Consider the following 20,402-nt stretch of genomic DNA (forward strand, 5'->3'; position numbering starts at 1 on the left):
ATCAGTCGACGACGGTGAAGAACGAGTCGCCATCCTCCGCGGCGCCGTCGATCTGTCCCCGGTCTGTGCGCGAATCCTCGACGATGACACCCTCCACCACATCGGCATGCTTGGTGCCCAGCACCGGGATCACGATGTCGTCCTCCCCGTCGATGATGCGGTCGACGTCCTCGGACAGCTGATCATCGGGCAGCTCGGCGATCGGGATGTCGAGTTGCTCCTCGAACACGATGTCGGGCTCCTCCTCGGCCAGCTTCTCGTCCAGCGACTCGCCCTCGCGCTCCTCCCGGGCCGTGGTGCCGAATTTGTCGGCCTCACTCCAGCCGTCGGGAGGATCGACCACATCGTCTCCGTCGTTGTTGCGCACATCGTCGGAGTCGAGGCTTTCGCTGGGGCTCAGCGTCTCGCCGGGGCCGTCTTCGATACTCATGGTGCAGAAATGCCCAGTTCAGGCGCTCTCGAAACGCGGCGGTCGTGAAACCGACGTCATCGCGACGGTGTGACTGATGCGGTGCTCAGTGTCTCCAGAGCTGCAACCTGAGCCGGTGACCAGGGAGCCGAACCACGACGGCTCGAATCGAGTTGAACGAGTGTGGCGGTCACCTCGGCTGCCTGCGTGCCGTCCTGCTCGATGCCGATCTGCAGGGTGAGCGAGGTGGTGCCGATCCGGGTGGCGGTGACGTCGACGTACGCCTCCTCGGTGAACAGTTCGCGGCCGAAGTTGCTGACGACGTTGACGACGGCGATCTGCGTGACCGGGTCGAGGAGCTCGCCGCACGCCTCGCGGAGCGCTCGCACCCATGCTGCGGCGGCCGCCTCGTGCGCGACGTGGAACGGCACGTGCCGGCTGATGGACGCCGGCGCGTCGGGGGCCGCGCGGTTGTGCAAGGTCGTCGTGTATCGGGGCATGCTCCGGACATTACTCAGCACCGGCGGCGACCCTCGCGCCCGACTCCGTCTCGGCGAACAGGACCGAAGTCGACCTCATTCCCTTCCAGTTTCGAAATCGACGTGAAGGCCGCGTTCAGAGTTCGGTGCGGATGTGGTCGGCCAGCCGGGCGATCGTCTCCTCGTCGCGGCGGTAGTGGGTCCATTGGCCGATCCGATGGCTGGTGACCAGTCCGGCGCTCTGCAGGGCGGCCATGTACTGCGAGGCCGTCGACTGGGAGACCTCGGCCCGCGCCTGAATGTGTTTCAGGCACACGCCGACCTCTTCGACTGGTTCGAGCTGCGGGGGAAAGGTGTCCGGCTCCTTCAGCCACTGCAGGATGCGCACGCGGGTCGGGTTCGACAGCGCTTTGAAGACCGAGGCCAGGTCGGTCGGGTCCGGAAGTTCACTCACGGTGTTCATCGTACCGCTATATCGCGATTTTCCGATATGTGTGCTTGACTCGATATATCGCAACTTCGCGATATGCCGATAGGAGTGAGTGATGACGAAGCGCAGAGTGGCAGTGGTCGTCGGTGCGCGCGGGGTGATCGGCGGCAATCTGATCGACCATCTCGAGGCGACCGGGGAGTGGGACGTCGTCGGACTGTCGCGCCGAGGCGGACTCGACACCGACTGGGTGCGGCACATCGCGGTCGATCTGCTCGACGAGCGCGAGGCCGCCGACAAGCTGGGCGAACTGCGCGACGTGACTCATATCTTCTACGCCGCCTACCAGGACCGCCCGTCGTGGGCGGAGCTCGTCGCGCCCAACGTCGCGATGCTGGTCAACACGGTGAACGCGCTCGAACCGGTGGCTGCGGGACTAGAGCACATCAGCCTGATGCAGGGTTACAAGGTCTACGGCGCCCACCTCGGCCCGTTCAAGACGCCGGCGCGCGAGAGCGACCCGCCGCACATGCCGCCCGAGTTCAATGTGGACCAGCAGCAGTTCCTCGAGGACCGTCAGCGCGGCAAGCGCTGGACGTGGTCCGCGATCCGCCCGTCGGTCGTGTGTGGGTTCGCGCTCGGGAATCCGATGAACCTCGCTCTGGTGATTGCGGTTTACGCCACGATGTCGAAGGAACTCGGAGTACCGCTGCGGTTTCCGGGTAAACCCGGCGCGTACACGAGTCTGATCGAGATGACCGACGCTGGACTGCTGGCAGAGGCCACCGTCTGGGCTGCGACCACGCCCGAGTGCGCCAATCAGGCATTCAACATCAACAACGGCGATCTGTTCCGCTGGGACGAGATGATGCCGAAGATCGCGGACTTCTTCGAACTGGACGTCGCACCGCCGCTGCCGATGTCGATGGATGTCGTCATGGCGGACAAGGAGCCGGTATGGAACGAACTCGTCGCGAAGCACGGACTGAAACCCACGCCTTACGCGGATGTCTCGTCGTGGGCGTTCGGCGACTTCGTCTTCGGCTGGGACTATGACGTCATCGCCGACGGATCCAAGGCGCGCAGGCTCGGTTTCCACCGTCACGTCGAGACCGAGCAGATGTTCCTCGACATCTTCCGCGACCTCCGGGCCCGGAAGATCATCCCCTGAGGGCGGCCGCAGTAACAGCACAGCCGGCGTTTGCGACGTTGAACGTGTGCGGACACTGACATTGATCGGAACGGCCCTCGGTCTCGGTGCGGGCCTGGTGTGTATCGGCCTGTTCTCCTGGTGGCTGTCGTACCCAGTGCACTTCTACGTGGGCAGCTACGAACCCGTCGGCGCCGGGGGAAGCGCCGCGCACATGGACTCGGTGGATCCCATGCCGTTTCTCGCGGCAGGCCTGATTCTCAGTGCACTCCTCGGGGCCGTGTCGGGTTTCATTGCCGCACGCCGTGGCTGGCGGCTGACCCGACTTGCTGTCTAAACCGGTGAGCCGACTGGGCACGACCAAGTTTCGGGCCACTCGGCGCGCACGCTGACTCGACTGGGTGTTGATGCCCGGGATCGGGCACTCTTGGGTATGGGATCGAAGGCAGGTCGTCCCCACAGCCCGTCGGCTGCAGCTTTGGGTGGTCGACTGATGAAACTGGTCGGTGACCGTGACGCCGCCCTGTTCTCGCGGGAAATCTCCCAAGTGTGCGCCGAACCGCAGGCGACCAACGGTCGGCCGAACTACGGCGATGTGCTGGCCTGGGTTGTCGATGCCATCGTCGGCGTGATCACCGCCCGGCTGGGCGCCGCGGGGCCAGGGGAGACGTTCGTCCTTGATCTCCACTTCACGGACGGGACGCATGTCGACGTGGATGACTTGGCGGCCTCGGAGCGTTGGGTCCTGCAGACTGTAGCGGCCTTCCTCGCCGAAGAAGTCGCGGCCGGGGAACAGTTACTCGCCGTCGCCGAACAATTCGACCCCACCCAGCGGGCGGACACCCTGGCCGACGCGATCATCTGGCTCGACTTCGTTCTCGACGTCGATCTTCCCGACCCACCCGACGTCACCACCACATAACTTGACGATGGGCGGCGGCGGGCTCTTCGTCCGGGGGGACACACCGCGGGGCGTACGAACGGTGCAGCCCGGTGGAGGGTGCCGGAGACTGATCAGTCATGACCGATCAGCTGCATGCCGACCTCATGAACGCCTCGGCAGGGCCGTAGCCCGCGCTGCGATGGATGGTGATCCCCTGTTCGGCACCGTCGAAGTCACCATTGCCGAGCTGGCTGAGCTGCTCGAACGCCGAGTTCATTCCTGCGAATGACCGCGTTATGTGGGAATGTCAACGAAACTGAGGGGCACCGTCTGCGTGTTGATGGAGAGAAGGTCCCGGCGGCGGAGCGGGGCGACCGCCGTACCGATTCACTGCGGACGAGTGGTCGCGGTGGCGTTCCCTCGGTTGTGGTGCTGCCGTAGCGGGTGTGTTACCGCGGTGACGAGCCGTTCGGCGGGTACGCCGGGTGTGGCGGGCGCGCTCATTCTCGGACATGCCACCCCAGATGCCGTACGTCTCGACGGCGGTGAAGGCGTGGGCGCGGCAGTCGGCGAGCACGGGGCAGTCCTGGCAGATCTGTTTGGCGGCGCGCTCACGCTGGGCCCGGGTCGAGCCGCGTTCACCGTCAGGGGAGAAGAAGATCTCGGTGTCTGCACCGCGGCAGGAGGCGCGGCCTTGCCAGGCAAGGTTGATGAGGTGGTGCGGATGATCAGGCACTGCGGGATAAGTCGCTTTCGGAGTCGAACGGTCACACGATTCGCCGGCAAGAGCGGGCACGCACTAGTGCGAATGGCGGGGTTGGGCCAATCGCCGACGGTGGGTGCGCAGAAAATCGATACGGGTATGGGTGGTGTGGCCTCCTTAGAGAGAGGGGAGTCAGACCGAGTCCGCGCAACAGCGCTCGCAGAAGCGTGGTGCGACACGACTCCGCGAACGCATCACGGTTTCACTCTCGACGCTGAAGAGGAGTTCGCCAGGCAGCGACCGCTGCAGTCGCTGCGGCACCTCGTCCGCAGCCGAAGCGGGAGTGTGTTGCGCTGATGCCTGTTCTCGACATCGGGTGGGCTGGGAGGCGTCCGGATTGTCCGGGGGTCTCCACACACCGTCCTTCGTCTCGCGAGGAAGTGAAACGGTGTGATTTCGAGGCTATCGACACTTCGGTGGACAATTCAGGGAAATCGCTCGAAAGTAACTGGCGTCACATCGGAGGCTCCGATACACCAGCTCGCCGCGAGGCAGCCGAAGCCGCCCGTAGTGGACACCAGTGCCCTCGTCACCACGGCTGAAGCGTGTCGTTATCCGTTCATATGATGTGGAACGATCTCACGCGGGCACCGCTTCGATGACGGAGGAGCGGGGGCCGGGTGTGATTGATTCCAGCGTGAAACCGTGACCACTCAACAATCGGCGCCATTCGGTGGCCGTCCGTTCCCGACCACCCAGCAGAACCAGCATGTGGAGGTCCAGTAGGGCCATGGGGTGGGCTGTAGCCACTTCGGGCAAGACTTGCTCGACGATCAGCAGGCGGCCGTTTCCTGAGATCGCTCGCCGACAGTTGCCGAGGATCTTGCCAGCGGATTCGTCGTCCCAGTCGTGCAGAATCTGGGACAACACATATACATCACCATTCTGCGGGACTTCTTCGAAGAAGTTGCCGCCTACAACAGTCGTTCGGTCATCGAGGTCGGCCGAGCGGAACTTCGATGCCGATTCCGCGACGACGTGTGGCAAATCGAACACTGTGCCCCGCAGGTGGGGGTGACTCCCGAGTAAGGTTTCGATCAATGTGCCGGCCCCGCCGCCGATGTCGACGACGGTCGTTGTTTCCGTCCAGTCGCGGTTGAGCAACGGCAACAGGCGCACCTCGACAAGTCCTGCTTGGCACCGGTCGAATTCATCGGAAGCCGAGGGGTTATCGGACAACCACTCGAAGTATGGCCGTCCGAACGCCTCGGTGAACGACTCTTTCCCGGTTCGGACAGAGTGGAGCGAGTGTCCCCACACGGTGTAGGCCTCCTTTGACATCAGTCCGACCAGGTGACGCAGTGAACCGGAAGTGTCGACCCGTAGGAGCTCGCCGGCATCCGTCAACGCAAATCGTCCCGCGGCCTCTTCCGTGAATAGTCCTTCTGCCACGAGAACCCGCATGAATCGACCGAGAGCATCCGCGTGGGCGCCGACACTGGTTGCAAGATCGGGCAGCGAGCGGGATCCATTCGACAGCTTGTCGGGCACCCCCAGTTCGCATACGGCAGCAATAGCCTGGGACACGATGTATCCCATGATCTGCTTTCTGACCCGGTTGTTGATGTCGCTCATGCTCATGCCACCTCGGGGAGTCCGGGAAAGAGTGACACCTTTGCGGCACTCTGCAAATACGACGCGCCTGCCGTGCCACCGGTTCCAGGTACTGTGCCGATGACCTTCAAGGTGATGCCCCAGTGGCCACGCTTCATCGCACCCCACGCGCGGTCGAGACGGCGCATCGATTGCTCGAGAGGCACTGCATCAGGGAGTGCATGCCGCATCGCCAGAAACACGGCCTCCAGAGTCGGCTGCTCGTCGTGGACCTTCGAAACGTGGTCAGTGCTGCGTTGGCTACGCGGCGCGCACGCGAACTCGACGTCGCGGAATGCGCGCGACTGAACAGCGCTCCGCCCATGGGTGAAGCCGCGAATGATGGAGAAAGCGTCAACCGGCATCGTCGTCAGAACCCGGAAGAGAGTAGGTATCGCCTCGAGGCGACCCGACGCCCGATCGAGGCGATCCTTCGCATCAGCGGCGTTTCCGTCGAGGAGGTCCGTGATCGCCGTCGATATCGCCGTTGCAATCTGCCGGTACAGTCCCTCGAATATCTGGATGCAGCGGATGAACATCTGCTCGTCGTGCAGACGAGTCGTCGGCAGCAAAGTCAACCGAACTGCGGCTCCGATGTCTTCGGGAACACTTCTCAGCGCCAGCGTGGCAGAAGAACCAAACGAGTCGTAGGTGGCACCGGCCTGGGCAAGCGCTGCGACACCCTCCGCAGCCACGCTGGGATGGAGCTTGAAATCGGGTGCGAGCCGGGAGAGTTGCGACACGACTCGGACGGCCGCACGCGTCCTGACCGATTGGGGAGGTCGGGGCGCCGCCGCTAACGCTCTTGTCTCCAGCAGAGCGAGGTCGATGGCTGTCGCGGCTACGAATGCGTCGACACGCTGGCAGTCGACCGATCGGACGACCTGATCGAAGTAATCGAGTCCGACATACGACGAATAGGACGCATCGTTGTCGTCGAACGTCATCGGTAGCCATTCGGCGAGCACCGGGTCGGATCGGGATTTGCCGTGGATATCGCGCAACATGGTCGCCACGTGTGGCCGCACACCGTTTCGTCCGACCACCTGATAGTGGTCGACGACGGCCGTGAACGGAAAATCGGTGTGTCCCGCGGCCCATTGCCGAAGCGCTTCCGGTACCTTGCGACCGGAACGGGTATCGGGTGACGCGTCAGCGGCCTGGAAGCACGTGCCGCCGACACCGATCGGGGCGCTGTGGACGAGTTCGGCCTCAGCTTCGAGCAACGTTTCGGAAATCAACAAGGGATGTACCTTTCATCCGTTCTGCTCAGCGGTATTCCGCAATCTTGTGTTCCGACAGGCAGAAACGATAGGCACCCTAGGGAGCCGCATCGGCCACCCCTGCTGCTGGGGTGAAGCTTCGGGCCCCCTAGGGTGCCTATTCGCCGGGCCGACGCGCGCTGACCATTGGGTATCAGAGAAGCCAGGGTTTGGATAGCGAGGGCAATTGACCACCGACGACGGGCAGCGCCGGCGACACATCGTCCTGATCGGCGGGCATGATGAAACGTTCCCGCATTTCGCGGGGCTGGGCTTCGAGTTCACCGTACTACAGCTGCACGGCGCGATCGGTCCGAACCTCCGCGGCCTTACCGAACACATCAGTCCCGTGGCTGATTTCGGACCGGACACCGTGTTCGCTGAGATCACACGAATAATGAGATCCGAACGGGTCGACCACATTTTCTCCTTTACCGAGGGCGGGTTGCTTTCCGCGGCCCTTGCAAGCCACCGCCTGTCTGTCCCGGGTCTCGACCTCAGCGCATGCGAGCTGTGTATCGACAAGCAATTGATGCGGACATTTCTCGACAGCACGGAGTTCGCCGTCGCGAACACGATATGTCGCACGCCGGCCGAGGTACGAGCCTTCCTCCTCCATCACCCCCGGGGGGTCGTTCTCAAGGATCCGGCTGGGTCGGGCAGCGAAGGCGTGTTCATCGTCCGCGACGAACGTGAGCTGACCGCGGCGCTCGCCGAGCTGACAGCGGACGGTTTCGTGATGCTCGCCGAAGAGTACTTGCCCGGACGCGAAATCAGTGTCGAGACCCTGACCATCGACGGCAATCATCGAGTTCTCGCTGTGACGAACAAGAAGCTGCACAGGAATTCCCTTGCAGAAGAACAGCACGTCATCTCACCGGATGCCGTGGATGACGACATGTTCCACATTGTCAGTGCCTACTGCGAAAGACTGCTCACCCGAATAAATTACCAGCACGGGCCGTGTCATATCGAAGTGAAGATCACGGCTGGCGGGCTTCGCCTGATCGAGATCAACAACCGGGTCGGCGGTGACTACATCGGACTTCTGGTCGAACTCACGACCGGCGTCAGCCAATTCAGAGAAACGCTTCGTTTCTGGAGTGAAGTCGACAACTCCGGCGTCGGCCGGGAACAGGCGCGGTATGCGTACGCCGCGTCGCACCAATTCTACGAACCCATCGACCCCGAGTGTCTTCGGAGCGCGCTCCGAGGCGTCGACATCATCAGGCTCCATATCGAGCCTGCACCATCGCGACTCGACAGACCCCGGACAAACGACGACAAGATCGGTTGGATTGTTTTCGCCTGCAACGAGAGCGAGCCATTCAAGCGAGCCATCGACTATCTCGACGTCAACTGTTCCTGAAAATCGACGCGATCATGAAAACCGCATCCTCTCATCAAGAAGGGAAGAAATCGATGCAGATCATAGCCAGAAGCGCACTCGACACGATCAACGAGGTGGTGGTCGACGGCCACGCCCACAACCTGGGTGTCGTCAAGATCTTCTCCCAACATCCCGAACTGGCCCAGTTCATTCCCGCGTCTAGCAATCTGGCGATCAGCTGGGTCAGGTTGGAATGTGGTCAGGTGCTCTCTGTGCACAAACACCCGGAAGCGAGCCTCATCCTGGTCTGCGAGGGTTCCGGACGAACAATGGGGAGCGCAGAGCAGGACGTCGCTGCGGGAGATATGATCCTCGTACCCGGCGACTCATGGCACGGCTTCGAGGGAACTCGCAACGGGTTCTGGGCGCTGTCGATCCAGTTCAACGGCAAGGCCCTGTACGAGGATACCGACAACCCGAATGCCATGTTCGCAGCCGCTGAGTCCGATCCCGCGGCCGCGCTCCTCGAGGACAACGAGAAGTACCTGGAGCAATTCAGGAACAGCAGTCTGCTGCGGTTGATCGACACCCCTTCGATGACCGACTCGGGCGTTCGCGAAAGACTACTCGACTGCCAGCAAACCTGGTCGGATGTGTTCCAAGATCTGCTGCACCTGCGTGTGGCGATGACTACTGACCCGCAACACAAGCATGTCGCACTCGATCATCTAGTCGAAGAACTGGGACACAACAACAACCTCAGACAGCAACGGAACTCGTCGCACTCGCCGGTCTCCGACGCGACGTTCGTATCGACAATGGACTGGTTCAGGCAGCAGATGCTCTGCAGGAGCGACATGGTGCGAACATTGCTGATGCACGTGGTGCTGGAAGGTAGTGGCGAAATCTGGCACCGAGAAGCGGCGCGCGCGTTTCCCGACATTCCACACTTCGAAGAGCACGGTGAAGACGACGGCCACCATGTGAGCATGGGGATCGACCTTCTCGATCGAGCAAACCCAACGGAGATCCACGAATTACGGGAAGCGCTCGGCGAGGGATGGACGATGATCACACGACTGTGCGACCGAATCGCTTCCATCGCCGTAGACGACACACTGTCCACATGCTGAGTGTGCTCGAGAGAGTCGTCTGGTTCGAGGTTCCTCGTTCTGGAACCCAGTTCGACCGGCATACCAACGCATTTCACCTTTCGCGATGGCAGCGCTGGTGCGATGCTGCGCGACGAGACGACCTGAATGCGCCCCAAGACGAGCGACTCCACAGATCCGTACTCAGAGCGCTCCGTCGCGATGTTCTGCTTGCGCTCCTCGCCATAGCCTTCAACGCTGGTTGCGCATTCGGTGCAGCCGTCACGCTGCGATCACTGATCCAGCACCTCGTCGAACCCGGCACACCGCCGATGGTGAACCTGACGCTGGGGATCACCTGCATACTATTGACGTACTCGGCGTGGTTGGCTCTCAATCACACCTTCCTGTCAGCCGAACTGGCAGGCATCGGAGCCCGGACCTACATCGAGCAAAGACTGCTACGGAAGAAGCGCGGCGGTGGCAATTCCGACCGACCCTCCGGTGTTGTCACGCTAATGGACCGTGAGGCGGCGCGCGTCGAAGCTGCCTGGTCCGGCCTGGTATTCATGATTCTGTCGCTCGCCACGTTAACTTTCACCTCTGCGTTCTTCTTCGTGGCGCTGGGGCTGAGTGCATTGTCGGCGCTGGCGATCATTGTCATCAGTTCGATGGCGATATTCTGGATCGCCACACAACTCACCAAGGCCCACACAGAACTATCGGCAATTTCGGCGGAACGCATCGACGTCGGCATGTTCTCGATCAACAACCGAGGGGTTGCGTGGCTGAAGAACTGGAACCACGAACTGATCCGGCGCTACGCCGACAAGCGAGATGGCGAAGAGCGCTCACTCGCGAGGGCGGCGCGTCTTGTCGCGGCGATCAACCTCATATCTACTCTGACACCGGTCGTAGGGATGCTCGCTGCAGCATTTACCCAGCTGGCTTATCTAGGTCATGTGGATCCAGCGGGCCTGCTGTCGGCAATGGCGTTGATCGGGGGTCTGAGATCGGTCGCCAACAATGTGCCCGAAATTGCCCAGAGCATGTCCCAAGGCGTAGTCGGGCACACCAACGTTGCGAAATATCTGTCCGGCACCGGCCCGTCAGACGCCGGTGCGAGCGCCGTCCAGCTGCCGACGACAACGGCAAAGCACATTGCCGTCGTCGGCGCAGCGGGCAGTGGCAAAACATCGATTCTGAAAGCCGGCGCACGGCTGAACAACCGACTCGATACGACGATAATCTTCGTCCCGGACGAACCATGGATCTACCCGGGCGGACTGTACGAGAATCTGTGCCTCTATCGACGCGACGTTTCGGACGACGAAGCGGTCCGAGCACTGGCGCAGTCCAGACTGCCCGACACCTTCTATGCCGAGTACCTCGAGAGCAAGTCGCCACCTCGAACCGAGGCCTGGGACGTATCCCGCGGGCAAGGAAAGCGGCTGGAACTGGCGCGGGCATTGCTGGCCGAGCCGGCGTGCGTTCTCATTGATCAACCCACATCAGGTCTGGACGACGACCTGGGGAGAGGGTTGCTGAGCTCACTCCTCCGGGGGCCGTGGAGCGACACCACCGTTGTCTATGCAACAGACAAACCCGACGAGATCGACTCGGCGGAGGAAATCTGGGTGGTGGCCGACGGCGCAGTGGTCGAAGTCATACGTAATCTGACAACGCAGTCGGAACTGCTACCCGAAAGCTCGGGGTGGCGCACTCCCGACGAACGTCCGCTCCCTCGCCACCCTTCCCGCCGCACGGATGTGGCCGAAGTCCGGACGCCGTCCAGGCGTAGCTTGATCAGGTTCGGCATCGCGAGAATCGCATTCGTTGCGTGTGTCCTGTTCATGTGCCGAGAAGTTCTGACGATCGTCGGTGACTACGTGGCTGCGAGTGGACTGTCGACCGCGAATGTGGGTGCGTCGTCGATGATCCTGGTCTGCGTGGTGGCGGCAGGTGCACTCTTGTCGATCTGCGGCGCCTTGCTGACCGTGCGGCGCAGTATCGGTGCGGCATCCCGACAGTGCGTGCGGTACTTCTCGTCGATCATGAGCCCGACGCTCGATGACTCGGCAGTCGATCAGGTCAACCAAGACTCGCAGAGCAAGCTCACGTGGGATCAACGACGTGTCGACGAAGTGTTGCCCGCCATACTGCTGCATACGTTGGGTGCGGCGGCGCTTCTGATCACAACCACCGGTTTCGTCCTGAGCAAGAACATCTTTGCGCTGCTTCCTTGTGCTGTGATGTGCCTCGGCTACTGGCACACTTCCCGTCGATCAGGCAACCGACTGCGGTACTTCAACGAGTGCGAGATCGGAACGACGTCGGCTTTGTTCGCGCGGGTCGAGGCAACGACACGGAGTTCGAGCAGATTCGAGTTGGCGAGAGACAACGCGGTTCTCGTGAGTTGGCTGAACAGCAGCCTGATGGATCGCGCCCTGGCTTCGATGAACAATGCGGCGGCGCGGCGATGGTTTACCTACAAGCTCGATCTGATGGGGGTGCTGTTCCTGTCGGCCATCGTGGGTTCAACGGTATTCGTCTACGCCCAGGGCGGCCTCGGCCTGATCAATGTCCTGGCGCTGAGTCTTTCCTACAGCCTGATTGCACTCTTCGCACGGTTGGGTAGTTGCCTGGTCGAACTCAGGCAGGTGCTGGACAGCGCGGATCGTCTGCTCACACCTCCGCTCCCCGCCGCGCCGAACCGAACGTGTCCGGCGATGAAAGACGACGCACTCGTGTCCTTCACCGATGTCGCATTCGTCGCCAGGCACACCGGCGCAGTGCTGCTCGAGAACCACACGGAGTCGTTCTATCGCCGTGACATCGTGGTGATCACGGGAGCCAGTGGGGTGGGTAAGTCGACGTTCGCAAAGCTTGTCGTGGGTACGTTGCGCCCGACCACGGGTGTCGTCTCTACGTTGGGCCGTACGACAGGATACGTGTCGGATTCGCACGACCAAGACGTCCTCCTCCTGACATCGAGCCCGATATTCAAGCCAGGACGATTGTCCGAGCACTTCAACAACCCGTCACGTCAGGAACTGGCTCGCGTGGTCCGCTACCTCGACGCTGAGGATGTCGTCGAGCGACTACCTTCCGGGTTCGACGAGATAGTCCCCAGCAGCGGTCTGTTGACGCTGAGCAAGACGGAACTGCAACGACTGGCACTGCTCGACGTGATGATCAACCCACCCGCGATCGCGATTCTCGACGAAGCCACGTCGGAGTTGTGTGCCGCAGCAGAGCTCTCCGTATTGCGTGCCCTGACCTCTGCACTTCCGGACACCCTCTTCTTCATCATCACCCACAATCGCGAGCTGGCGAGACTTGCCAACCGAATCTTCCATTTCAACGATGAAAGACGTCTACTCGAGATTTCGGGCGAGCCGCCCGCAACAGCCATCGATCGACGCTCGACCGACAAGGAGGAAGTCGATGGAATGGCAACCCCAGCGAATTGCGTTCTGTGACAGCCATAATGTTTCGCAGCCGCACCTCCCACTGATGGATATCGCTCACTGGGATGCTGTCCTCCAGAGAAGGGAGGTCAGGAACTACGCGCTACACCAAGAGCGCGCCTATGTCGGCCCGGGGTACTTCTATATGCCGGTGTCCGACGAGCCCGACGAAGGGAGACTGGCGGAGTTGCTGGAGCTGGCTTCCGCCGCCGACTGGTTGTTGATTCCCTCTCTTCTCAGATCCCCACGCGTGCCCGATTCCCGCGTCATCGCGGTTCCGTTCATGCAAGCAGCGTACTTTCGGTCATCCGGACGTGTGGATTCGACTCTGCGAGCAACCGTCGGAGATCGGCAATACAAGGCAATCAGAAAGCTCACCGCGAAAGCTGAGGCGGCGTGTGAAACCCAGATACACCGCCTGTCAGAGCTGCCGGACGGTGACCGCGCCCTGCACGATTTCGCCGTTCTACAAGCCCTGAATGTGGCGAAGTATGGGCACTCCAGGAATTTATATACTGCCGACGTTCTGCGAATGTTGGCACGTTCGTCGGAAGGAACAAAATACTATCTGAAGCTGGACTACGAGAAGTCGACCAATGCCCCCGTGAACGGATCGCTGAGCTATGCCGACGACGAGCGCGGTGTCTTCACGATGCTCGTCCAGGGGCTGGACCGTGATCGAATCCCGCGGGGGCTCAACCTGTATATCACCGACTACTACCAGTTGTACCAATTCGCCGATCGGCTGGGTTTCGAAGACATTTGCCTGGGCCGCGGCGCAATCGAGAGCAAGGTGCGGGTGGGCGCAAACCATATTGTCGACCTGGACAACTGGCTGATTCCGCTCAACACACGCCAGAGGCAAGCGATGCACGATTATGCGAGATCGGGTAGGGAAACAAGATGATCAGCGACATGTCCTGGGCGGACGGTAGCTTCGTCCGATACGACGATATGACTCTGTCACCGGCGACTCATTCATTGTCCTATGGGTCCTCGGTGTTCGAAGGTATCCGTAGCTACGGCGGGAACATCTTCAAGCTCGACGATCACTTGGACCGGCTGCGGCGGTCTGCTGACGTGTTCGGGCATACGGTGCCGTATTCGAATGCAGATCTGGCCGATGCGTGCTACGAGTTGCTGAGAGTGAACGGGCTGAACGACGCTTACCTGAAGTGCCTGGTTTTTTACGACGATTCGGATGTCAGCTTCCGGGCGCAAGGATGCTCGAGTCGGGTAGTCGTTTTTGCGCTACCCTTTCCTGCGAATTCTGCACCAGGGAATTATCGGCTTGCGACGGCGACGTGGAGGCGTGCGCCGGCATCGTGCCACCCCTATCAGGCGAAGACATCGTCGACTTACGCGTTGAGCTACTTGAGCTACCATCAAAAGGCCGATGGTTATGACGACGTCATCTTCCTCTCGACCACCGACACGGTCTGTGAGTCAAGTGGTTCGAATGTGTTCTTCATCAAAGGGGACGCTTTGCTCACACCCACCACGGAATTGGCGCTCGCCGGAATTACCAGAAAGGTGATCATCGACGAGCTGTCTCCACGGTTGGGCGTATCTGTCACGGAGCGCAATATTTCCTACGCCGAGCTCGAATCGTTCGACGGCGCATTCTTGTGCGGAACTGCAATGGAAATCACGAAGATCTCCTGCATCGACGGGATCCATTACGAGACAGCTTCGTTGGCTGACGCGCTCGCAACCGAGTATCAGCGCCTGACGAACAAGAAGTCGGCGCTGTGAAACCCGGGCTTCCGACCTCAGGTCAGGTGCCGGGTGAAGAAGCGGTTGCCGTCGTCCCCCTCAAACTGCGGGACGCCGGTATGCCCGCCCATATTGGCGTGCAGCGTCTTTTCCCTGGAGCCGAAGGCGTCGAACAGGTCCAGGGCCTGCCGCCGGTCGTTTCCTTCGTCGTCCCACTGCAGTAGGACCTGCAGCGGAATCGTGACCTGCCGCGCCTCGTCGAACATGCTGCGGGGCACGAAGCTCCCGGCGAACAGGAGGGCGGCCGAGATGCGTGATTCCACCACCGCCAACCGGATGCCGATGCCGATCACCCCTCCCGAGTACCCGACCGGGCCGCTGATCTCGCGCAGCTCGAGGAGAGCGTCCAGGGCGGCCCGCCATTCCGGGACCGCCTTGTCGACCAGCGGGAGGACGAGCCGGTCGACGATCTCGTCACTGACCGAATCACCGGCCTCGAGCGCCCGGCGCAGGTCGACGCGGGCCTGCTCGGCGGCGGCGGAACGGGGCCGGTCACCGCTCCCGGGCAGTTCGATGGTGGCCGCGGCGTAACCCGCCGCCGCGGCGTGCCGGGCCCGGGCCGCCAGTCGCGGGTACATCGTGTGCAGTCCGCCGGGATGGCCGATCAGAATCAGCGGCGCCGGTGTGGATGCGAATCCGGGCGTCCACAAGATGCCAGGGATCTCGCCGAGGGTGAATTCGCGTTCGAGGACGCCGTCGTCGTGGCGTTGCTCGGAAGTGAAGTGCATGATGGTGCCTTTCGGGAGTGCCCTTGAATGGCGCTCCCGGACGACCTATCGCCCGACCGTGACCCCGGAGGGGAGCACCCATGTCGATACTGCGTTCACGGGTACCACCTCCTCGTTCTCGAGCACGGTCTCCGAAAGGTAGCAGTGGCCGCCGTGGTCCGCCAACAGGTTTTTCTGCGCGACGCCAGGGCGGACCTCGATGCCCATGCCATAGCTGAGAACCTTGACTGTACTCGCACACCCTGCCACTGGAAGGCCCCTGATGACCGTTCTCACCGTCAGCACCGATGCAGGGGAAATCTCCGGAAGTCGTACCGACGGGGTGGCCCGCTTCCTCGGAATCCCGTACGCCGCGGCTCCAACGGGCGACCGCCGCTTTGCACCGCCACACCCCACCGAGCGATGGGAAGGCACCAGGGACGCCACCGAGTACGGTGCCACCGCACCGCAACCGGGATTGCACCCTGCCCACACGCATCTGGCGCCACTGACCGGGCCCGGATGGGTCATCGGCGACGGCCATTACCTCAACCTCAACGTCTGGACACCCGACCCGGGCACCAGTGGGATACCGGTGATGGTCTACATCCATGGTGGTGGATTCATGATCGGTTCGGGCAGGGCCCCTGCCTTCGATGGAGCCGCGTTCGCGCGCGACGGCGTCGTCCTGGTCACCATCAACTACCGACTCGGCACGGACGGCTTCCTTGCCCTGTCCGGTGGAAGCACGAACATCGGGCTGCGCGACCAGATCGCCGCACTTCACTGGGTCCACGACAACATCGCGGGATTCGGCGGGAATCCCGACAACGTCACCGTCTTCGGAGAATCCGCAGGCGGCACGTCGGTCGCATTCCTGCTGCACTCCCCGAAAGCTTCCGGCCTGTTCCGACGAGCGATCGTCCAGAGCGGCCACGACGAAATGGCCCGTCCGCTCGCACTGACCGAGAAGCTGACGCACGGTCTCGCCCGGCGGCTCGCGATCCCCGCCACCGCAGACGCGTTCCGCGCACTGCCGGAGTCCGAGTTGTTCCGTGCCCAGGCAGCGCTGCTCAGAGGCGAGCCCCGCCTGGATCTGCGCGACGACAGCGGCGTCGACCCAGGGCACGGCCGCGCGCTGTTCCTCCCGACCACCGGCGACGACGTCTTACCCGACCCGATCGGAGTCCCGGGCGCACACTCGCACGACGTCGCCCTCCTTGTCGGCACCACAGTCGAGGAGGCCAACCTCGGTCTCGGTGCCGAGGAGTTCGCCGGCTTCGACGCCCACCGTGCCGTCGCCGAACTTGCCGCCACCTATCCCCGCGCTGAGGCGCTCCTCGACCGTCACGGCATCCGCGACCCGGCGGTCACCGCCGCGCAGGCCCTCACCTCCGCCTATACGGACTTGCTGTTTCGATCACCGAGCCGGCGCACCGCGCTGCGCCACCCAGGCAGCAGCTACGTCTACGAGTTCGCTTGGCGTGCACCACACCACGGCGCCGCACACGGCCTCGACGTCCCCTTCGTCTTCGACACCACCGACGCCTGCCGAGGCCTCATAGGCGATGCGGCACCAGACACCCTCACCGACGCGATGCACAATACCTGGATCGACTTCGCAACCCACGGCACTCCGGGCTGGCCCGGCTACGGCGACACCAGAGAAGTTATGATGTTCGACGAAAGTTCGCACGTCTGCGAGGACACCGCGCCCGTCGGCATCGGTGCCGAGAACCTCCCGGTGAGACAGGATGAGTGTGGCGACTGATGCGCGGGGCGCTCACCCCGGGAGTAGGGCGCGCACGGCGTCGATGGTGTCGGCGTCGGCGGGGTCCTTGTCGGGCCTGTACCGCAGAACCCGGGCGAATCGGAGCGCGACGCCGCCGGGGTAGCGGGAGCTGACCTGCACGCCGTCTAGTTCGATTTCGACGACGATCCTCGGGTGCAGGAACACGGTGTGGGAGTCGCGGGCGCGTTCGTGTCGGGGAAATTCGTCCGTCTGCCACTGCAACAACGCGTCGGTGAGACCCTTGAACGTTTTGCCGACCATGACCGGATCACCGCCGTCGGGGTCGCGGGCACCGAGATGCAGATTGGAGAGGTAGCCGGTACGCCGGCCGTAACCCCACTCGGCACCCAGGACCACCAGGTCCAGGGTGTGCTCCGGTTTCACCTTCTGCCACGCCCGACCACGACGCCCCGCCGCATAGGGGGCCGACAGTGACTTCACCATGACTCCTTCGTGCCCGGCGGCAAGGGCGTCGTCGAAATGTGTTGCTGCGGTGTCGGCGTCGGGTCGGCGCAGTCCTGGGATGCGATGCTGCGGGGCCACGCTTTCGAGGGCGTCGAGACGCTGCTCGAGCGGGGCATCGAGCAGGTCGATCCCATCGAGATGCAGACAATCGAAGAAGTACGGGTGCAGCAGTAGCTCGCGGGCACTTTCCGCGCCGAAACGACTCATCGTTTCCTGGAAGGGGCGGGGACGACCGGAGTCGGTCAACGCCAGTGTCTCACCGTCGAATACCGCGGACTCGCAGGGGAGGCCGGTGACGAGTTCGACCAGTTCGGGGACACTGCCGGTGATCTCACGCAGCGTGCGGGTGAAGATGTGGACTTCGTCGCCATTGCGGTGTACCTGGATTCGGGCGCCGTCGAGCTTGTACTCGACGCTGACGTCGCCGCCGAGTTCCGTCCAAGCGTCCACGAGGGATTCGGCGGGAGAGGCCAGCATCGGACGGATCGGCCGCCCCACCTCGAGTCGGAACGCGCCGAGTGCCTCCACTCCGCCGGCGAGCGCCGCGGTCGCAGTGGCAGGCAGTCGTCCCGACAACATGAAGGCGCGCCGAACCGGCTCGACGGGCAGAGCGGCCGCGGCGGCGATGGCGTCGGTCATGATTCCTTCGAGTGCGCCCTGTCGCAGATCTCCTGTCAGTAGTCGAACGAGGAAGTCGCGTTCGTTCGGCGTCGTTCGGGTGAGCAGGTCGGTGAGCAGAGTGCGTCGTCGTTCCGTCGAGCCCGATCCGGAAGTCCCGGCCACCTCGGTGAGCAACCCGTCGACATCGGCGACGGTCACGGTGGAGTGATCCGCGGGCGTGGCGGGGAGGTCGGCGAGCGTCCGCCAGCCGATACCGATACGGCCCTGCCGCAGTTCCCCGGAGAGCCAGGCCACCACCGGTTCGACCTCTTCGGGCTCGAGGTCGGCGAGCAGTGCGCGCAGCGCCTCGATCTTGACCTTGCGGGACCGGGTGGCCCCCACCGCACGCGACGTGTCCACGATCCGCGAAACCAGCATGCCCCGACGGTAGCGGGATCGATGCTGCGGCGCGCGGCGTTTCCGGCCTCGCGAGGATCAGGGGTCGGCGTGCAGCACCTTCGGTCCGAGCAGGTGACACACCTGCAGGCGAGTGCCACGTCGAACCGATCGTCACGGATCGTGCCGCGGTCGTGCAGCACCTTGGCCACCCGGTACTTGACGGTGATGCGGTGCACTGTTAGCAGCTCGGCCGTGTGGACGTAATTCTCACCGGTGAGGAAGCTCGCCCGCGGTTATGACCATCAGTTCTCGAGATGCTTCAGCGCCGACTGGGCTGCGTTGAAACCGCACATGCCGTGGACACCGCCCCCCGGCGCGGTCGCGGAGGAGCACAGGTACACCCCCGGGATTCCGGTGGAATATGGGTCGAGGCCGATGCGGGGCCGCATCGCAATCTGCAGTGCGGTGTTGGCGCCCACTCCGATGTCGCCGCCGATGTAGTTGGCGTTGTACTGTTCTATCTGCGCCACCGAGCGCACGTGCTGCCCCACGATGCGATCCCGGAACCCGGGTGCGAACCGCTCGATCTGGTCGATGATCGCCTGCGTGGCATCGCCCGAATACCCATGGGGGACGTGCGCATACGCCCAGATCGGGTTGATATCCCCAGCGGAGCGGGACGGGTCCGCGAGGTACTGCTGCCCGACGAGCACCGTCGGCCTCGCGGGCATGACACCCCGCGTGATCTGTCCTTCGGCCTCGGCGACCTCTTCGAACGTTCCGCCGAGATGCAGCGTCCCCGCCGCGCGGCAGTGCTCGTTGGTCCACGGAACATGGGCGTCGACGGCGAAATCGACCTTGAAGGCCGCCGGCCCGTACTTGTATCGGCGGTAGGCGCGGGCGACCCTGCCCGGCAACCGATCACCCGCTATTCGCAGCACCGCACGCGGTGCCACGTCGAGCATCACGAGGTCCGGTGAGCCCAGCGAATCGAGCGAATCCACGTACACCCCGGTCTCGATGGTGCCGCCGAGCTTGCCGAGCAGTGACGCCATCGCGTCGGTGATCGACCGGGAACCGCCCTCGGCGACCGGCAACCCGTACGCATGGCCGGCGGCGGTGAGCATCAGACCCACGGAACTGCTCATCGGGGTGTGCAGCGAACTGAACGCGTGCGCCGCCACCCCGCCGAACAGTGCTCGTGTCTCCGGTCGCTTCCACCGGCGGGCCGTCAACGCCGCCGGGACGAGCGCGTTGACGCCGAATTTGGCGAGCTGCAGAGGATGTGCAGGCCAGTGCGCGATCGGACGGAACACGTCACCGGTCAGCTCGTCGAACGACGTCGACAGCCGGCCGAACATCCGCTGCCAGGCCTTGCCGTCCTCACCCATGTTCGCGGCGGTGCGGTCGATGTCGCGCCAGAGCACCCCGGCCGATCCCGAGTCGAGGGGGTGGACCAGGTCGATCTCCGGCCACAGCCACCGAAGTCCGTAGTCGCCCAGACCGAGCGACTGCAGAAAGGGCGAAGCCACCCCGGTGGGGTGGAACGCCGAGCAATCGTCGTGGATGAGGCCCGGGAGGGTGAGTTCGGAGGAGCGGGTGCCGCCACCGATCGTGTCCTTGGCCTCGAGGACCCGCACCGACACCCCCTGTCTGGCCAGGTGGATGGCGGCAGCGAGCCCGTTGGGCCCGCTGCCGACCACTACCGCAGTTGTCACGAGGTCGTCCTCACTTCAGTGCCGTCGGCTTCGGCGCCTCGGTCACCACTTCGTGCGCGCTTTGCGAGGCATCCCGCCAAGACCA

At 63.2% G+C, this 20,402-nt stretch carries 20 protein-coding genes; 9 read left to right on the plus strand and 11 right to left on the minus strand.

Going from position 1 to position 20,402, the window contains the following annotated elements; translation table 11 throughout:
- Position 1 precedes the first annotated feature (1 nt).
- From GFS60_RS10340 to GFS60_RS10350, 3 genes are all read right to left on the minus strand, one after another.
- Positions 2-430: a hypothetical protein gene (locus tag GFS60_RS10340; RefSeq protein WP_159920984.1), complete on the minus strand. Its 429-nt coding sequence runs from the start codon at positions 428-430 to the stop codon at positions 2-4.
- Between the two features lie 56 nt (positions 431-486).
- Positions 487-909: a hypothetical protein gene (locus GFS60_RS10345; RefSeq protein ID WP_159920986.1), complete on the minus strand. Its 423-nt coding sequence runs from the start codon at positions 907-909 to the stop codon at positions 487-489.
- Positions 910-1,024: 115 nt separating this feature from the next.
- Positions 1,025-1,342 carry an ArsR/SmtB family transcription factor gene (locus GFS60_RS10350; RefSeq protein ID WP_159920988.1) on the minus strand — a complete coding sequence of 106 codons (318 nt, stop codon included), beginning with the start codon at positions 1,340-1,342 and terminating at the stop codon, positions 1,025-1,027.
- Positions 1,343-1,433: 91 nt separating this feature from the next.
- Here GFS60_RS10350 and GFS60_RS10355 point away from each other — a divergent pair, with 91 nt between their 5' ends.
- The 3 genes from GFS60_RS10355 to GFS60_RS10365 all read left to right on the plus strand — a co-directional run bounded on the left by GFS60_RS10355 (position 1,434) and on the right by GFS60_RS10365 (position 3,390).
- Complete coding sequence (locus GFS60_RS10355; RefSeq protein WP_442972186.1) at positions 1,434-2,489, plus strand: SDR family oxidoreductase; 1,056 nt, start codon at positions 1,434-1,436, stop codon at positions 2,487-2,489.
- Between the two features lie 46 nt (positions 2,490-2,535).
- Complete coding sequence (locus GFS60_RS10360) at positions 2,536-2,805, plus strand: hypothetical protein (RefSeq protein ID WP_159920992.1); 270 nt, start codon at positions 2,536-2,538, stop codon at positions 2,803-2,805.
- Between the two features lie 156 nt (positions 2,806-2,961).
- A complete protein-coding gene (locus GFS60_RS10365; protein WP_236603431.1) occupies positions 2,962-3,390 on the plus strand; it encodes a hypothetical protein in 429 nt (142 codons plus the stop codon).
- A 106-nt stretch (positions 3,391-3,496) separates the two neighbouring features.
- Here GFS60_RS10365 and GFS60_RS39920 read toward each other — a convergent pair whose 3' ends face one another.
- From GFS60_RS39920 to GFS60_RS10380, 4 genes are all read right to left on the minus strand, one after another.
- Positions 3,497-3,628 carry a hypothetical protein gene (locus GFS60_RS39920; protein ID WP_268962578.1) on the minus strand — a complete coding sequence of 44 codons (132 nt, stop codon included), beginning with the start codon at positions 3,626-3,628 and terminating at the stop codon, positions 3,497-3,499.
- A 30-nt stretch (positions 3,629-3,658) separates the two neighbouring features.
- Positions 3,659-4,087: a WhiB family transcriptional regulator gene (locus tag GFS60_RS10370; RefSeq protein ID WP_159920996.1), complete on the minus strand. Its 429-nt coding sequence runs from the start codon at positions 4,085-4,087 to the stop codon at positions 3,659-3,661.
- A gap of 606 nt (positions 4,088-4,693) precedes the next feature.
- Positions 4,694-5,689: a methyltransferase gene (locus GFS60_RS10375; RefSeq protein WP_159920998.1), complete on the minus strand. Its 996-nt coding sequence runs from the start codon at positions 5,687-5,689 to the stop codon at positions 4,694-4,696.
- Between the two features lie 2 nt (positions 5,690-5,691).
- A complete protein-coding gene (locus GFS60_RS10380; protein ID WP_236603432.1) occupies positions 5,692-6,951 on the minus strand; it encodes a hypothetical protein in 1,260 nt (419 codons plus the stop codon).
- Between the two features lie 205 nt (positions 6,952-7,156).
- On the opposite strand from GFS60_RS10380, the gene GFS60_RS10385 reads away from it, so the two are divergent.
- From GFS60_RS10385 to GFS60_RS10405, 5 genes are read left to right on the plus strand one after another with little or no spacing between them, the layout of a single operon-like run.
- Positions 7,157-8,338 (plus strand): ATP-grasp domain-containing protein, encoded by a 1,182-nt coding sequence (locus GFS60_RS10385; RefSeq protein WP_159921000.1) that lies wholly within the window; start codon positions 7,157-7,159, stop codon positions 8,336-8,338.
- A complete protein-coding gene (locus tag GFS60_RS10390; RefSeq protein ID WP_236603433.1) occupies positions 8,263-9,432 on the plus strand; it encodes a cupin domain-containing protein in 1,170 nt (389 codons plus the stop codon). Before GFS60_RS10385 ends, GFS60_RS10390 begins: the two co-directional genes overlap by 76 nt.
- Entirely contained in the window at positions 9,426-12,872 is a 3,447-nt protein-coding gene (locus tag GFS60_RS10395; protein WP_159921002.1) for an ATP-binding cassette domain-containing protein, read from the plus strand. The genes GFS60_RS10390 and GFS60_RS10395 overlap by 7 nt, the downstream gene beginning before the upstream one ends.
- Positions 12,838-13,767, plus strand: a complete 930-nt coding sequence (locus GFS60_RS10400) for a hypothetical protein (protein WP_159921004.1) — start codon at positions 12,838-12,840, stop codon at positions 13,765-13,767. The genes GFS60_RS10395 and GFS60_RS10400 overlap by 35 nt, the downstream gene beginning before the upstream one ends.
- Entirely contained in the window at positions 13,764-14,615 is an 852-nt protein-coding gene (locus tag GFS60_RS10405) for an aminotransferase class IV (RefSeq protein ID WP_159921006.1), read from the plus strand. Before GFS60_RS10400 ends, GFS60_RS10405 begins: the two co-directional genes overlap by 4 nt.
- Positions 14,616-14,632: 17 nt before the next feature.
- On the opposite strand, the gene GFS60_RS10410 is transcribed toward GFS60_RS10405, so the two are convergent.
- Positions 14,633-15,364 carry an alpha/beta hydrolase gene (locus tag GFS60_RS10410; protein ID WP_159921008.1) on the minus strand — a complete coding sequence of 244 codons (732 nt, stop codon included), beginning with the start codon at positions 15,362-15,364 and terminating at the stop codon, positions 14,633-14,635.
- 45 nt (positions 15,365-15,409) lie between these two features.
- Entirely contained in the window at positions 15,410-15,571 is a 162-nt protein-coding gene (locus GFS60_RS10415; protein ID WP_159921010.1) for a hypothetical protein, read from the minus strand.
- A 55-nt stretch (positions 15,572-15,626) separates the two neighbouring features.
- Here GFS60_RS10415 and GFS60_RS10420 point away from each other — a divergent pair, with 55 nt between their 5' ends.
- A complete protein-coding gene (locus GFS60_RS10420; protein WP_159921012.1) occupies positions 15,627-17,114 on the plus strand; it encodes a carboxylesterase/lipase family protein in 1,488 nt (495 codons plus the stop codon).
- A gap of 12 nt (positions 17,115-17,126) precedes the next feature.
- Here the strand turns inward: GFS60_RS10420 and GFS60_RS10425 are convergent, their stop codons facing one another.
- A complete protein-coding gene (locus GFS60_RS10425) occupies positions 17,127-18,638 on the minus strand; it encodes an ATP-dependent DNA ligase (protein WP_159921014.1) in 1,512 nt (503 codons plus the stop codon).
- Positions 18,639-18,901: 263 nt separating this feature from the next.
- The gene (locus GFS60_RS10430; protein ID WP_159921016.1) at positions 18,902-20,317 is read right to left on the minus strand and encodes a phytoene desaturase family protein; all 1,416 of its coding nucleotides are present in this window, start codon (positions 20,315-20,317) and stop codon (positions 18,902-18,904) included.
- Positions 20,318-20,402 lie beyond the last annotated feature (85 nt).

Source organism: Rhodococcus sp. WAY2 (genome assembly GCF_009859915.1).
GTDB lineage: Bacteria > Actinomycetota > Actinomycetes > Mycobacteriales > Mycobacteriaceae > Rhodococcus_F > Rhodococcus_F oxybenzonivorans.

Coding starts and splice junctions, on each gene's coding strand:
- GFS60_RS39920 (WP_268962578.1), bottom strand. CDS start 3,628: ATGAACTCGGCGTTCGAGCAGCTCAGCCAGCTCGGCAATGGTGACTTC.
- GFS60_RS10410 (WP_159921008.1), bottom strand. CDS start 15,364: ATGCACTTCACTTCCGAGCAACGCCACGACGACGGCGTCCTCGAACGC.
- GFS60_RS10345 (WP_159920986.1), bottom strand. CDS start 909: ATGCCCCGATACACGACGACCTTGCACAACCGCGCGGCCCCCGACGCG.
- GFS60_RS10375 (WP_159920998.1), bottom strand. CDS start 5,689: ATGAGCGACATCAACAACCGGGTCAGAAAGCAGATCATGGGATACATC.
- GFS60_RS10365 (WP_236603431.1), top strand. CDS start 2,962: ATGAAACTGGTCGGTGACCGTGACGCCGCCCTGTTCTCGCGGGAAATC.
- GFS60_RS10405 (WP_159921006.1), top strand. CDS start 13,764: ATGATCAGCGACATGTCCTGGGCGGACGGTAGCTTCGTCCGATACGAC.
- GFS60_RS10340 (WP_159920984.1), bottom strand. CDS start 430: ATGAGTATCGAAGACGGCCCCGGCGAGACGCTGAGCCCCAGCGAAAGC.
- GFS60_RS10415 (WP_159921010.1), bottom strand. CDS start 15,571: ATGGGCATCGAGGTCCGCCCTGGCGTCGCGCAGAAAAACCTGTTGGCG.
- GFS60_RS10425 (WP_159921014.1), bottom strand. CDS start 18,638: ATGCTGGTTTCGCGGATCGTGGACACGTCGCGTGCGGTGGGGGCCACC.
- GFS60_RS10400 (WP_159921004.1), top strand. CDS start 12,838: ATGGAATGGCAACCCCAGCGAATTGCGTTCTGTGACAGCCATAATGTT.
- GFS60_RS10355 (WP_442972186.1), top strand. CDS start 1,434: ATGACGAAGCGCAGAGTGGCAGTGGTCGTCGGTGCGCGCGGGGTGATC.
- GFS60_RS10420 (WP_159921012.1), top strand. CDS start 15,627: ATGACCGTTCTCACCGTCAGCACCGATGCAGGGGAAATCTCCGGAAGT.
- GFS60_RS10395 (WP_159921002.1), top strand. CDS start 9,426: ATGCTGAGTGTGCTCGAGAGAGTCGTCTGGTTCGAGGTTCCTCGTTCT.